The 14,352-nt window shown below is 61.7% G+C and carries 10 protein-coding genes; 3 read left to right on the top strand and 7 right to left on the bottom strand.

Features of this window, described 5'->3' with window-relative positions:
* Positions 1–5: 5 nt before the first annotated feature.
* The 3 genes from J3P88_RS01415 to J3P88_RS01405 form a co-directional block, all read right to left on the bottom strand.
* A complete protein-coding gene (locus tag J3P88_RS01415; RefSeq protein ID WP_186730319.1) occupies positions 6–1,220 on the bottom strand; it encodes an aldose 1-epimerase family protein in 1,215 nt (404 codons plus the stop codon).
* 379 nt (positions 1,221–1,599) lie between these two features.
* Positions 1,600–3,576 (bottom strand): methyl-accepting chemotaxis protein, encoded by a 1,977-nt coding sequence (locus J3P88_RS01410; RefSeq protein ID WP_186730320.1) that lies wholly within the window; start codon positions 3,574–3,576, stop codon positions 1,600–1,602.
* 186 nt (positions 3,577–3,762) lie between these two features.
* Positions 3,763–4,683 carry a LysR substrate-binding domain-containing protein gene (locus tag J3P88_RS01405; protein ID WP_411385939.1) on the bottom strand — a complete coding sequence of 307 codons (921 nt, stop codon included), beginning with the start codon at positions 4,681–4,683 and terminating at the stop codon, positions 3,763–3,765.
* Positions 4,684–4,842: 159 nt separating this feature from the next.
* On the opposite strand from J3P88_RS01405, the gene J3P88_RS01400 reads away from it, so the two are divergent.
* Entirely contained in the window at positions 4,843–6,237 is a 1,395-nt protein-coding gene (locus J3P88_RS01400) for a NorM family multidrug efflux MATE transporter (protein WP_434576659.1), read from the top strand.
* A 108-nt stretch (positions 6,238–6,345) separates the two neighbouring features.
* Here the strand turns inward: J3P88_RS01400 and J3P88_RS01395 are convergent, their stop codons facing one another.
* Positions 6,346–8,016, bottom strand: a complete 1,671-nt coding sequence (locus J3P88_RS01395; RefSeq protein ID WP_434573606.1) for a putative bifunctional diguanylate cyclase/phosphodiesterase — start codon at positions 8,014–8,016, stop codon at positions 6,346–6,348.
* 274 nt (positions 8,017–8,290) lie between these two features.
* Between J3P88_RS01395 and rep the strand changes: the two genes are divergently transcribed.
* Positions 8,291–10,300: a DNA helicase Rep gene (rep, locus tag J3P88_RS01390; protein WP_186706875.1), complete on the top strand. Its 2,010-nt coding sequence runs from the start codon at positions 8,291–8,293 to the stop codon at positions 10,298–10,300.
* Positions 10,301–10,355: 55 nt separating this feature from the next.
* Positions 10,356–10,928: a xanthine phosphoribosyltransferase gene (locus tag J3P88_RS01385; RefSeq protein WP_434573604.1), complete on the top strand. Its 573-nt coding sequence runs from the start codon at positions 10,356–10,358 to the stop codon at positions 10,926–10,928.
* Between the two features lie 120 nt (positions 10,929–11,048).
* Here the strand turns inward: J3P88_RS01385 and J3P88_RS01380 are convergent, their stop codons facing one another.
* The 3 genes from J3P88_RS01380 to J3P88_RS01370 all read right to left on the bottom strand — a co-directional run bounded on the left by J3P88_RS01380 (position 11,049) and on the right by J3P88_RS01370 (position 14,249).
* Positions 11,049–12,971, bottom strand: coding sequence for an acetyl-CoA hydrolase/transferase C-terminal domain-containing protein (locus J3P88_RS01380; protein WP_434573602.1), 1,923 nt, complete (start codon positions 12,969–12,971; stop codon positions 11,049–11,051).
* A 135-nt stretch (positions 12,972–13,106) separates the two neighbouring features.
* Positions 13,107–13,517, bottom strand: a complete 411-nt coding sequence (locus J3P88_RS01375; RefSeq protein WP_186706911.1) for a c-type cytochrome — start codon at positions 13,515–13,517, stop codon at positions 13,107–13,109.
* A 183-nt stretch (positions 13,518–13,700) separates the two neighbouring features.
* Positions 13,701–14,249 (bottom strand): cupin domain-containing protein, encoded by a 549-nt coding sequence (locus J3P88_RS01370; RefSeq protein ID WP_003206841.1) that lies wholly within the window; start codon positions 14,247–14,249, stop codon positions 13,701–13,703.
* Positions 14,250–14,352 lie beyond the last annotated feature (103 nt).

Genomic DNA, 14,352 nt, shown 5'->3' with positions numbered 1-14,352 from the left:
CCCCTTTATGGTTTGCTCAGGTCCACCAACGGTGTTTGCCGAACCTCGGTTTTTTGACCGTTCTGGATCGTATCGATGCGCTTGAGCGCCTTATCCACAGCGCCCTTGTCTGCCAACAGGCTGTAGTGGATCTGGAATTGCTTGTGCTCTTTCGGCGCGATGGTGGGCACCAGGCCCAAGGGGCGCTGATACCGGCGGTTATAGGAAAAACTGGTGCCGGGCTCCAGCCCGGTCACGTAGCCCTGGCCTTGGGTATCCGTGTTTTTCCACAGGGAGAACACGGGCAGCGTGCTGGTGTTGAAGCCCACCGACACCCCGAGACTGCCGGCCTTGTTGTGCAACACCGTGAGGGTGTCGCCCTTGGCGTCGGCGTAGGGCACGACGTTATAAACGGTTTCGTCGTAATCCTTGGTCGGACCCCGGTAGGTCTGCCAGTCGGCCAAGTCGCCCTTGGCCTTATCGTTGAACGGCGAGACCTGCTTGACCGGTGCCGCGAAACGAGCGCCCTGCTCCAGGAAAGGCGTGCTGAAATTGCTGTGGTAGAGCGCTTGGTATTCCTTCGGGTAATCGCCGTTGTTGGTCAGCGTGTCGTTGAGCGCGAACGTCACGCTGCCGGGCTCGGTGACCAGTTCGGTCTGCACCGAGAAATCGACCTTCTTGAATGCCTGCTCCTTCAACTCGCCCCGCAGGGTAATGGCGTAGGGCGGTTTCTCATCGATGTGCAAGGTGACTTTGTTAGCCGGAATATTCGCGGCGCGACCGTGCAGGGTCAGCAGCTCGCCATTGTCCATGCCGGGATGGCCGACCCATTCGTAGCCGCAGCGGGTGACCAGCTCGTTGAAGCCTTCAAGCCAACCCAACCCGCCTCGGCCGTTGAGCTCGATGAACGCCGGGTTGACCACTTCCTTGACGGGCGAATCCCATCCCATGCGCACGTCGCCAACCGATGCCTGCAGCACATTCATGCCACGGGTCGGGACCACTGAAAGCTTCAGGGTGCCGTTGTCGATGTCGACCACACTGACACCTTCCTGCCGACCACCGTGCAGGGTGCGCATCGTCACGGAAAAGGGTTTGTCGGTCTTCACGCCGAGTTGCTGGCTGGTGATTTGCCAGGGTTGGGCGGCTTTATCGGTATCCAGCAGGACGTAATCCCAAGCCATCGCATGGGAAGCAGCGCCCAAGGCGCCAAGGGTAACGAGCAGTTTGAGCGGAGTCATGGTCACGACCTTTTATTGGAGTTGTGCGGTTTTTATAGACTTGAAGAAACGTTTCAGCAAGCTAAAAAACAGCAATAATCTTAAAAAAGGATGGACCATTGGATTGAGGGCTTTTGTGGGAGCGGGCTCGCTCGCGATAGCGGTGGGTCAGGTTGAGATGAGGGTGACTGGACTGCCGCCTTCGCGAGCAAGCCCGCTCCCACACTGATTCCAGGCAGGCGCAAGAAGAGGGATCACCCGTAAACTCCCTTGTGGGAGCGAGCCTGCTCGCGATGGCAGTGGGTCAGCTTACAGAGATGTGACTGACAAGACGCCTTCGCGAGCAGGCTCGCTCCCACATTAATCGCGGGGGTGCCTGCTCGCGGTGGTTGCAGAGGCCTCAGCGGAACCGATCCACCTCTTGGCGCAGGTCCTGGGCGAGTTTTTCCAGTTCTTTGGCGGTGAGCGCCAGGTTCGAGACTACTTGGCGCTGTTCGCTGTTGGCCATGGCGATGCTCTGCAGGTTGCTGCTGAGCAGGGTCGCGGTGCTGCTTTGTTCCTGGGTGGCGGTGGTGATCGCCGCGAATTGCTGGCCTGCCGAGCGACTCTGCTCGTCGATGCGCGCCAGGGCCGAGGCCACGTTGGCATTGCGCGACAAGCCTTCCTGCATCAGCAGGTTGCCCTGCTCCATGGTGCTGATGGCATTGCCGGTTTCCTGCTGGATACTATTGATCATGCTGGAGATTTCGTCTGTGGCCTGGCGGGTGCGGGACGCCAGGCTGCGGACTTCATCGGCCACCACGGCGAAACCACGGCCCTGCTCGCCGGCGCGGGCGGCCTCGATGGCGGCGTTCAAGGCCAGCAGGTTGGTCTGCTCGGCAATCGAGGTGATGACACCGACGATGCCGCCGATCTCCTGGGAACGCTGGCCCAGGGTATTGATGACCGAGGCCGTGCTGTTCAGCGCGCCGGCAATTTGTTCCAGGGACGACGACGCCTCATCCATCGAGGTCCGGCCAATGCGGGTTTGCTGGGCATTCTCCTGGGCCAGACGTTCGGTGTTGCCCATGTTGTCGGCAATGTTCAAGGAGGTCGCACTGAACTCTTCCACCGCGCCCGCCATGCTGGTGATTTCGCCGGACTGCTGCTCCATGCCCTCGTACGCCCCGCTGGACAACCCGGACAGGGCCTGGGCGCGGCTGTTGACCTCCTGGGAGGCCTTGCGGATGTGCTCGACCATGGTCGATAGGGCCTGGCTCATCTGGTTGAAGGCACGGGCCAGCTGACCGATTTCGTCATGGCTCGATACGTTCAGGCGCACGCTCAGGTCGCCAGCGCCCAATGCTTCGGCCTGGCGCACCAAATCCCCCAGCGGTGCCAATTTGCTACGCAACAACCACATCGCCGAGCCGACCGCCAACAGCATCGCCAGCAGGCTGCCGATGGCCAACTGCGTACCGACGCTCCAGGTCACGGCGCGGATCTCGGTTTTCGGCATGCTCGCCACCACCGCCCACGGCCCACCCTCGAACGGCACGGCAACGCTGTAGAAGTCTTCGGCGGTATCGGCCCAGAACGCACCCTTGCCCGGTTTTTTGATCAGGCCCGTAATGGCCACGGTCGCATTATCCAGCGCCTGTACACCTGCCGGCGGCACCAGCCATTTGTTTTGCTCATCCAACAAGGCCAGCGAACCGGTCTGCCCAATGCGGAAACGCTTGAGGTTTTCGAACTGCGCGTTTTGCGCATCGGTGTAATCGAAGCCTACATACAACACGGCGATGATCTTGCCGCTGCTGTCGCGTACGGGCGTGTACTGCGACATGTAGAAGCGCCCGAACAGCAGGGCCCGGCCGATGTAGCTCTGCCCGCTGATCACCGGACCGTAGGCTGGACCGGCGCGGTCGAGCACAGTGCCGATGGCCCGCGTGCCGTCCTGTTTACTGACGGAGGTGCTGACGCGAATGAAATCGTCGCCGCTGCGCACGAATATCGTGGCCACACCGGCGGTCATCGCTTTGAAGTCATCCACTTCCTTGAAGTTGTTGTTCAACACCTCGCTGCCCAGGTTCAAGCCTGGGGTCTGTACGCCCGCCACCGTCACCGGCTGGTCTGGATGCACGGTCAAACCCGCGCTGAAGCGCTTTTCGAACAGGCCGGCCAAGCGCTGGGTGCTCTCACGCAAGGTGCTGTGGAAGGTATTGAGCTGATCGGCCATCAGGCGCGCTTCGCTGGCCAAGTGCTCTTCACGGGTGGCAAGGTTGGCGGTGTCCAGCGAACGCAGGGCGAAGACGGTACTGCCGGAGATCACGACCGCCAGTATCACGGCAAGGGCAAGGCCTAGCTGCGAGGCGATCCGGGCGCGGGGTTGAGACATGACGGCTCCTGGCCGAGAGACCGGATCATCCTGATCACGTCGCACGCTCGGCATTTTATTCGGGTGAGGTGTAAGTAGACCCTTTCTGAACGAGGGTTCCATCTTCACGGATTCGGCGGCAAAGCCAAATACTTGAGCGGTTTGGACGGATTAATGCCAAGTGGCTAGCACGCCAACTGCAACGTTTCAGCCCAGACGCTGCACATCGGGCAACTGCATGGCCTTGACCTCACCCTGGAGGAAGTCGCTGAGCCGGCGCAAACGCTCGCCCCCCGGCCGGGTTTTCGGCCAGACCAGGTAATAGTGCTCGCCACTGGCAACCGCCGTCGGCCATGGCAGGCTCAGGCGCCCTTGGGCAACGTCCTCGGCCACCATCAGCAGGTCGCCCATGGACACCCCATAGCCGCGTGCCGCCGCGATCATGCCCAGCTCCAGGGTATCGAACACCTGCCCACCCTTGAGCGAGACCTTGTCGGCCAGGCCCATGCGTTGCAACCAGTTGCGCCAGTCCCGGCGATCCGGCGTCGGGTGCAGCAGTTCGGCGCTGGCCAACCGCGCCACATCCCAGGGCTGATCGTTCAGCAGGTTCGGCGCGCCCACCGGAATCAACTCCTCGGGGAACAGCAGACTGGCCTCCCAGTCCGCCGGAAAATGCCCGTTGCCCAGCAATACGGCGCAATCGAAGGGCTCGACGTTGAAGTCCACCGAATCGATGTCCATCCAGGCACTGGTCAGTTGCACTTCGTTACCAGGCTGCAGATGCCGGAAACGGCTCAGGCGCGCCAACAGCCAGCGCATGGTCAATGTGGAGGGTGCCTTCATGCGCAAGATGCCGTCTTCGCCATGCAAGGTGTGGCAGGCCCGCTCCAGCGCCATGAAACCTTCGCGCACGCCCGGCAGCAGCAGCCGTGCCGCCTCGGTCAATTGCAAGTTGCGACCGCTGCGCTGGAACAGCCGACAGGCAAAGTGATCTTCCAGGGTGCGAATGTGCCGGCTGACGGCGCTCTGGGTAATCGACAGCTCTTCGGCGGCCCGGGTGAACGAGCTGTAGCGTGCCGCGGCTTCGAATGCCCGCAGCGCATAAAGCGGAGGAAGACGACGAGGCATCGCAAAAAGCTCCATGGCGGTGTTTGCAAACCCTACCAGAAACGCGCCCAGCATGAGTTTTAATCATGCCAGCGATCTTTTTTATCCTTTTGTGCAATCCGTCTAGAGCGCCGAGAATCGTCGCTTTACTGCCTTCTTTGAACAGGGAGCGTGATGATCATGCGGCATCCGGTGCGTACCGAACTCTGGGCCATCCTGCGGCTGGCGGGGCCGTTGATTGCCTCGCAGTTGGCGCACATGCTGATGGTGCTCACCGACACCGTGATGATGGCGCGCCTGAGCCCCGAAGCCCTCGCCGGTGGTGGGCTCGGGGCGGCCACCTATTCGTTCGTGTCGATCTTCTGCATCGGTGTGATCGCCGCGGTGGGCACCCTGGTTGCGATTCGCCAGGGCGCAGGCGATATCGAGGGGGCTACCCGGCTGACCCAGGCCGGATTATGGCTGGCCTGGTTGATGGCGCTGATGGCCGGGTTGCTGCTGTGGAACCTCAAGCCGGTGCTGCTGATGTTCGGCCAGACCGAAACCAACGTACTGTCCGCCGGGCAGTTCCTGCTGGCGCTGCCATTCGCCCTGCCCGGCTACCTGAGCTTCATGGCCCTGCGCGGCTTTACCAGCGCCATCGGCCGAGCCACACCCGTAATGGTGATCAGCCTCGGCGGTACGGTGGCCAACTTCCTGCTCAACTACGCGCTCATCACCGGCATGTTCGGCCTGCCGAAACTCGGCTTGATGGGCATCGGCCTGGTCACGGCCATCGTCGCCAATTGCATGGCCCTGGCGCTGGCCTGGCACATCCATCGGCACCCGGCCTACCGTGCCTATCCGCTGCTGGATGGGCTGTCGCGGCCCAACCGCCAATACCTCAAGGAACTGTGGCGCCTGGGCCTGCCGATTGGCGGCACGTACGCAGTGGAGGTCGGGCTGTTCGCGTTCGCCGCGCTGTGCATGGGCACCATGGGCAGCACGCCGTTGGCGGCTCACCAGATCGCCCTGCAAATCGTCTCGGTGGCGTTCATGGTGCCGGCCGGGATGTCCTACGCCATCACCATGCGCATCGGCCAGCACTACGGCGCCGGGCAACTGCTGATGGCGCGCCTGGCCGGGCGGGTCGGGATCGGCTTCGGCGCGGCCGCGATGCTGGCGTTCGCCATGGTGTTCTGGTTGTTGCCCCATCAATTGATCGGCTTGTTCCTGGACCACGACGACCCGGCGTTTCGCGAGGTGATCAACTTGGCGGTGAGCCTGTTGGCGGTGGCGGCGTGGTTCGAGCTGTTCGACGGCACGCAAACCATCGCCATGGGCTGCATTCGCGGACTCAAGGACGCCAAGACCACCTTCCTGGTGGGCCTGGGTTGCTATTGGCTGATCGGTGCGCCGTCGGCGTGGTGGATGGCTTTCCACTTGAACTGGGGGCCAACCGGTGTCTGGTGGGGCCTGGCCCTGGGGCTGGCCTGTGCGGCCGTGAGCCTGACGCTGGCGTTCGAATGGAAGATGAAACGGATGATTCGCAGTGAGCCTGGACTGCGGCGTTTCGAAAGCATCCAAGCCGACTGAGGTTCACTATGTGGGAGCGGGCTTGCTCGCGAAGGCGGCGTATCAGCCAGACATATATCGACTGATTCACCGCCTTCGCGAGCAAGCCCGCTCCCACAGGGTTTTGTGTCAGCTGATTTCCAGCATCGACTGCTGATCACCCTCGAACGTCAAATATTCAACCAACTCCGGCAACGGCAACGGCTTGCTGATCAGGAAACCCTGCACCTGGTCGCAACCGAAACCGCGAAGCAGGTCCAGTTGTTCCTGGGTTTCCACACCTTCGGCCACCACCTCCAGGTTGAGGTTGTGGGCCAGGTTGATCATGGCGTGCACCAGTTTGCGGTTCTCTTCGCGCTGTTCCATGCCGCCGACGAAGCTCTTGTCGATCTTGAGCAAGGCGATCGGCAGGCTGTTGAGGTGCACGAACGACGAGAAGCCGGTGCCGAAGTCGTCCAGGGAGAAGCGCACCCCCAGGCGGCCCAAGGCATCCATGGTCTGCTTGACCAGTTCGCTGCGGCGCATGACGGCGGTTTCGGTGAGTTCGAATTCAAGCCATTGCGCCTCGACACCCCGCTCGGCAATCAGCCGGCTCAAGGTCGGCAGCAACTGGCTGTCCTGGAACTGCCGGAACGACAGGTTGACCGCCATGTGCAACGGCGCCAGCCCTCGCTCGCGCAGGGCCTGCATGTCCCGCAGCGCCCGGGAAATCACCCAGTAGCCCAGCGGCACGATCAGGCCGCTCTGTTCGGCCAGCGGCACGAACTCACTCGGCGGCAGCAAGCCGCGCTCGCCGTGACGCCAGCGCACCAGGGCTTCGAGGCCGACGATGTGGCCGCCATCGAGGTTCAATCGGGGCTGGTAATGCAGTTCCAACTCGTCGCGGCGCAGTGCCCGGCGCAGCTCGCTTTCCAGGTCGGCGAGGCTGCGGGCATTGCGATTGATGCGCTCGTTGAAGATATGAAAGGTGCAGCCCTGGGTGCTCTTGGCCTGTTGCATGGCGATGTGGGCGTGCCACATCAGCGGATCGGCGCCGGCCTGGGCGCGGGCATGGGCGACGCCCAGACTACAGCCGATCAGCAAGCTTTCACCGTCCACCCAATAAGGTTCGGCCAAGGCCTCGGTAATACGCTCGGCCATCCACTCGGCCCGCTGTGGTGCGCGGCGGGTGTCGATCAACAGGGCGAACTCATCACTGCCCAATCGCGCCAATTGATCGCCGGCCTCGAGCGAGCTCTTGAGACGCGACACCACTTGCAGGATCAAGCGGTCACCGGCCTGGTGGCCGAGGGCGTCGTTGGCGTGGCGAAAGTTGTCCAGGTCCAGGTGACCGAGCGCCAGGCCACGGCCGTCGTTTTCCGCCAGGCGCGCCGCCAGCAAGGTCTGGAAGCCCTGGCGATTGGCGATGCCTGTCAACGGGTCCTGTTCGGCGAGGCGCTGCAAGGTGTTTTCCAGCACGCCGCGTTCACGCACATGGCGCAGGCAACGACGCAGGGTCGCACCGTCGAGCACGTCGCGCACCAACCAGTCGCTGACACCGTCGGGGGCAGCCGCCGGCTCGTGCTCAAGCAACAGGATGGTTGGCAGGCTGCAACGACCCGGCGCCGGTTGCAACGCCGCAACGGTCAGCAACACCGCATTGCGATTGTCTTCGAACAGGCTGCAGACTGACTCCCAGCTCGGGGCGCTGATCAACACGACCGATGGCCCCAAGGGCACCAGGCACTCGCGCAAGATTGCTGCCCACTCTGGCTCTTGGGCCAATAACAGCAAACGCAAGGGTTCGACAGGCGTTGACAAGCTGACTCCCTAGACTCTGCAAGGTGGTAGGCGCCGGGCATTATGACCTGCCGATGGGCAATGACCAATGCCAATGGTTCTCAAACACGCGCTTTTCGGTGGTTTTTTCCGCTCGAAATGCTACGCAGGACCCAATTGGCTCCACATCCTGCGTGAAAGTGACAAAAGCGGCAAATGACAATCCTGTGTGCGTCACAAGTCGGACAGAGCAGCACAATTCTCTGAGCCTGTTAAAATGCCGGCCCATTTCGCAAACGACTCCCTGAACCCTGTCATGTCCCGACTCAATCCCCGGCAGCAAGAAGCCGTGAACTATGTCGGCGGCCCTCTTTTGGTGCTCGCCGGTGCAGGCTCCGGCAAGACCAGCGTGATCACCCGCAAGATCGCGCACCTGATCCAGAATTGTGGCATCCGCGCCCAGTACATCGTCGCCATGACCTTCACCAATAAGGCCGCCCGGGAAATGAAAGAGCGGGTCGGCGGCCTGCTGCGCGCCGGCGAAGGTCGCGGCCTGACAGTCTGTACCTTCCACAACCTGGGCCTGAACATCATCCGCAAGGAACACGCGCGGCTGGGCTACAAACCGGGCTTCTCGATTTTCGACGAGACCGACGTCAAGGCCCTGATGACCGACATCATGCAGAAGGAATATTCGGGCGACGACGGCGTGGATGAGATCAAGAACATGATCGGCGCCTGGAAAAACGACCTGATCCTGCCGCCCGAGGCCCTGGAAAACGCCCGCAACCCCAAGGAGCAGACGGCCGCCATCGTCTACACCCACTACCAGCGCACGCTCAAGGCGTTCAACGCGGTGGACTTCGACGACCTGATCCTGTTGCCGGTCAAGCTGTTCCAGGACCACGCCGACATTCTCGAAAAATGGCAGAACAAGGTCCGCTACCTGCTCGTGGACGAATACCAGGACACCAACGCCAGCCAGTATTTGCTGGTGAAGCTACTGATCGGCAAGCGCAACCAGTTCACCGTGGTGGGTGACGATGACCAGTCGATCTATGCCTGGCGCGGCGCGCGGCCGGAAAACCTGATGTTGCTCAAGGAAGACTACCCGTCGCTCAAAGTGGTGATGCTGGAGCAGAACTACCGCTCCACCAGCCGCATCCTGCGCTGCGCCAACGTGCTGATTTCCAACAACCCCCACGAGTTCGAAAAGCAGCTGTGGAGCGAGATGGGCCACGGCGACGAGATCCGCGTGATCCGTTGCCGCAACGAAGACGCCGAAGCCGAGCGCGTGGCCATGGAAATCCTCAGCCTGCACCTGCGCACCGACCGGCCGTACAGCGACTTTGCGATCCTGTACCGCGGCAACTACCAGGCCAAGCTGATCGAGCTGAAATTGCAGCATCACCAGGTGCCTTATCGCCTGTCGGGGGGCAACAGCTTTTTCGGACGCCAGGAAGTGAAGGACCTGATGGCCTACTTCCGCCTGATCGTGAACCCGGACGACGACAACGCCTTCCTACGGGTGATCAACGTGCCGCGCCGGGAAATCGGTTCGACCACCCTGGAAAAACTCGGCAACTATGCCACCGAGCGCAAGATCTCGATGTACGCCGCCACCGATGAAATCGGCCTGGGCGAGCACTTGGACAGCCGCTTCACCGATCGCCTGGCGCGCTTCAAGCGCTTCATGGACAAGGTCCGCGAGCAGTGCGCCGGGGAAGATCCGATCTCGGCGCTGCGCAGCATGGTCATGGATATCGACTATGAGAACTGGCTGCGCACCAACAGCTCCAGCGACAAGGCTGCCGACTACCGGATGAGCAACGTCTGGTTCCTGATCGAGGCGTTGAAGAACACCCTGGAAAAAGACGAAGACGGCGACATGACGGTCGAGGACGCCATCGGCAAACTCGTGCTGCGGGACATGCTCGAGCGCCAGCAGGAAGAGGAAGAAGGCGCCGAAGGCGTGCAGATGATGACGCTGCATGCTTCCAAGGGCCTGGAGTTTCCCTACGTGTTCATCATGGGCATGGAAGAGGAAATCCTGCCGCACCGTTCCAGCATCGAGGCCGACACCATCGAGGAAGAACGGCGCCTGGCCTATGTCGGCATTACCCGGGCACGCCAGACGCTGGCCTTCACCTTCGCCGCCAAGCGCAAGCAATACGGCGAAGTGATCGACTGCGCACCGAGCCGCTTTCTCGATGAACTGCCGCCGGACGACCTGGCCTGGGAAGGCAATGACGACACGCCAACGGAAGTCAAAGTCGTTCGCGGCAACAGTGCCCTGGCGGATATACGCGCGATGTTAAAGCGCTAGAATCATTTACTTTTTCATCGACTTCAGGCGCTCACGCGCCATCAGAGGAGGCTTCATGGAAGCCCTGCACCAGAAAATCCGCGAGCTAGGCATCGTGCTGTCCGACCAGGTCCTGAAGGTTGATGCGTTTCTCAACCACCAGATCGACCCGCAATTGATGAAGCTGATCGGCGACGAATTCGCCGCGCTGTTCAAGGATTCTGGCATTACCAAGATCGTCACCATCGAAGCCTCGGGCATTGCCCCGGCGATCATGACCGGGCTGAACCTTGGCGTGCCGGTGATCTTCGCCCGCAAGCAACAGTCCCTGACCCTGACGGAGAATCTGCTGTCGGCCACCGTGTATTCGTTCACCAAGAAGACCGAAAGTACCGTCGCCATCAGCCCGCGTCACCTGACCAGCAGTGATCGGGTGCTGATCATCGATGACTTCCTGGCCAACGGCAAAGCCTCCCAGGCGCTGATTTCCATCATCAAGCAGGCCGGCGCCACCGTGGCAGGTCTGGGGATCGTGATCGAGAAGTCATTCCAGGGCGGCCGCGCGGAATTGGATGCACAGGGCTATCGCGTCGAGTCGTTGGCTCGGGTGAAGTCGCTGGCGGGTGGGGTTGTGACCTTCATCGAATAACCCCCTCATACCCCTGTGGGAGCGGGCTTGCTCGCGAATGCGGTGTGTCAGCCACATCAATGCTAACTGATACACCGCATTCGCGAGCAAGCCCGCTCCCACAGGGGAATGTATATACCGCTATGGCGCAGTCGCCTTGAGCCCCGCCAGCAGCAACCGCTGGGCCAATTCCTCCTTCAACCCCTCGGGACTCGTCAACTGCATCCGCTCCAGATGCCCGGCATATTCCCAGGGCTCCGGTGCATCCAGCGCGGCTTTGCCCAGCTCCAGGATCTCAGTGAGCTTGAACTTGCTCTTGAGCCAGTTCAGCGCCCGTAATAGGTCCCGCTCCAGCCCATCGAAATCACAGCCCAGCGGATACTCGGGAAACAGGTTCGGATGGCGTGCCTGGATCGCCTGCAACCGCTCCGAGGTGTTGTCGGCGAACCGCGGATCGAGACGGAAATCCTTCGGCAGCTTGCCGGCCTTTTGCGCCTGCTCGATCAACCCGGGCTGGAAGCGTGAGTCGCTGATGTTCAGTAACGCCTCGATCACTGCCGCGTCGGTCTTGCCGCGCAGGTCGGCGATGCCGTATTCGGTGATCACGATGTCCCGCAGGTGCCGGGGAATCGTGCAATGGCCATACTCCCAGACGATGTTCGAGCTGATCTCGCCCCCGGCCTCACGCCAACTGCGCAGCAGCAGGATCGAGCGCCCGCCCTCCAGCGCATGGCCCTGGGCAACGAAGTTGTACTGCCCGCCCACACCGCTGAGCACCCGCCCATCTTCCAACTGATCGGCGACCCCGGCGCCCATCAGGGTCATGGTGAAAACCGTGTTGATGAAACGGGCATCAAGGCGTTGCAGGCGCTTGAGCTGTTCCTGGCCGTACAGCTCGTTGATGTAACTGATGCGCGTCATGTTGAATTCGCGCAGACGGCTTTGCGGCAGCTCGCGCAGACGCTCGTAAAAGCTGCGCGGGCCGAGGAAGAATCCGCCGTGTATGCAGATGCCGTCGGGTTGCGCCGCCTCGTCGAGCGTCCCGGCATTGGCCCGCTCCTGGGTCGCCTCGTCGGGGTAGACCTTGCGCCGGATGATCCCGGCCTCCGCCAGCGCCAGCAAACCGTTGACGAACATTTCACTGCAACCGTACAGCCCTTTGGCAAACGGCTCGACCCCGCCCTCATGCTCGATCAATTGCGCCCACTGGCTAAGGTTCAGGTCCGCCAGCAACGCCTGGTAGCCGGCGTTATCGGCCTGGCGCGCCAGCAGTGCCGCGGTCAATGCGTCGCCCATCGAGCCGATACCGATCTGCAACGTACCGCCATCGCGCACCAGCGTACTGGCGTGCAGGCCGATCAAATGGTCCTGGAAACCCACCGGCATGTTCGGCGTGGAGAACAACGAGTGGCTGTCCTTTTCGTCGATCAACAGGTCGAAAGCGTCGATGCCGACTTCCGCGTCGCCGGGCATGTAGGGCAAGTCGCTATGGACCTGGCCCACCATGAGAATGGTCTCCCCGGCCTCGCGCCGCTTGGCGATCATCGGCAGCAGGTCGAGGGTGATGTCCGGGTTGCAGCTCAGGCTTAGGCGATCCGGGTGCTCCGGGGCGCTCGCCACCAGTTGCGCCACCAGGTTCAAGCCGGCGGCGTTGATGTCCCGGGCCGCATGGCTGTAGTTGCTGCTGACGTAGTCCTGCTGGGCCGACGTGCTATGCAGCAGGCTGCCGGGCTGCATGAAGAATTGCTGGACGCGGATGTTGGCCGGCAGGCTGTCCCGCTGCAGGTCCGCCAAGAAATCCAGCTCGGGGTAATCACCGAAGACCCGTTCGATAAAGGGTTCGAGGAAGCGCTTCTGCAAACCGTCGCCCAGGTTCGGCCGGCCCAGGCTCAGGGCGGTGTAGAGGGTCAGCTGTCGCTCGGGCAGTTCTGCGATGCGCCGGTACAGCGCGTTGGCGAACAGGTTGGGCTTGCCCAGCCCCAGGGGCATGCCGAGATGAATATGCGCCGGCAGGCGCTCGAGCACGTCATCCACCGCCTGTTCGATTGAACACAACTGCACCATCGGACCCTCCAGGACATTCCATGAATGTGGGTTGGACCGAGCTTGCCGGGTCTTGGTTGCGATGAACAGCCCCGAAAAATCCCAGGCGCAAAAAAGCCGCTCGTAAGCGGCTTTTTTGTGAAAGATGTTGGCGTATTACAGGCCAGACATCTCTTTGATGGCGCCCTTGAGGTCGTCATCGGAGCAGTCGGCGCAGGTGCCTTTAGGCGGCATGGCGTTCACGCCAGTAATCGCCTTGGCCAGGATGCCATCGAGACCACCCTGGTGGTCGGCGCGCTCTTTCCAGGCAGCCTTGTCGCCGATTTTCGGCGCGCCCAGCAGGCCAGTGCCGTGGCAAGCGTTGCAGTGTTTTGCGATCACGTCTTTCGGCGTCTTGGCAGCCCCGCCGCCAGCCGAAGCCACGACTTCCATACCCTTGCATTCCTTGCCCTGGACGCAGACCTGGCCGACGGGTTCAAGGCGCTTGGCGATTTCGTCGTTCGGCGCCGCTTGAGCGGTCGCAGCCCATAGGGCCAATACGGTTGCTGGTGCAGCCAGCATTTTCATAATTAGGTTCACGCGTACACCCTCAATGGTGGCTAGTCACGCCTGCGGCCACGGTTTGCAGGCGGGCGCAAGTATAGCGGTAAGCCTGTCACTCTGAAACAACCCCAAAGTCACAAGGGTCTTGTTTGTCATGACAGCCCAACAAGCGGGCGCCTTGGCCACGCGGGCCTGGCGCCTCTCGGTCTAGAAATTGGCCGGTGTGGCTGCGCTGATCAGTCGCGCCGGCACGTCGAACGGATTACGGAAACGGTGCGGCTTGGTGCTTTCGAAATAATAGCTGTCGCCGGCTTCGAGCACGAAGGTTTCGACGCCGACCACCAATTCCAGCCGCCCTTCCACCAGGATCCCGGTTTCCTCGCCCTCATGGGTGAGCATCTCTTCACCGGTATCGGCACCCGGTGGATAGATTTCATTGAGGAAGGCAATCGCCCGGCTCGGGTGTGCCCTGCCCACCAGCTTCATGGTCACGGCGCCGTCGGAGATGTCGATCAGTTCGTTGGCTTTGTAGACGATCTGGGTCGGTTTCTCCTGGAGGATCTCTTCGGAGAAAAATTCGACCATGGACATGGGAATCCCGCCAAGGACCTTACGCAGCGAACTGATCGAGGGGCTGACGCTGTTCTTCTCGATCATCGAAATAGTGCTGTTGGTGACGCCCGCGCGCTTGGCGAGTTCACGCTGGGAAAGGCCTTTGAGTTTACGAATGGATTGCAGTCGTTCACCGACGTCCAATGCTGGAGCCTCCAGGGAATCAGGTTGTGTGGAAAGTGAGCGTTATCATGGCGACAGCGTTCAGTATTTACAACACTTTGACCCGAATCCTGTGCGGTGAAGC

Source organism: Pseudomonas sp. Z3-6 (genome assembly GCF_051131985.1).
In the GTDB taxonomy this organism is placed as follows: domain Bacteria; phylum Pseudomonadota; class Gammaproteobacteria; order Pseudomonadales; family Pseudomonadaceae; genus Aquipseudomonas; species Aquipseudomonas zanjanensis.
Note: the sequence above shows the minus strand (reverse complement) of the source record. Positions and strands in the feature narration are given on the sequence as shown.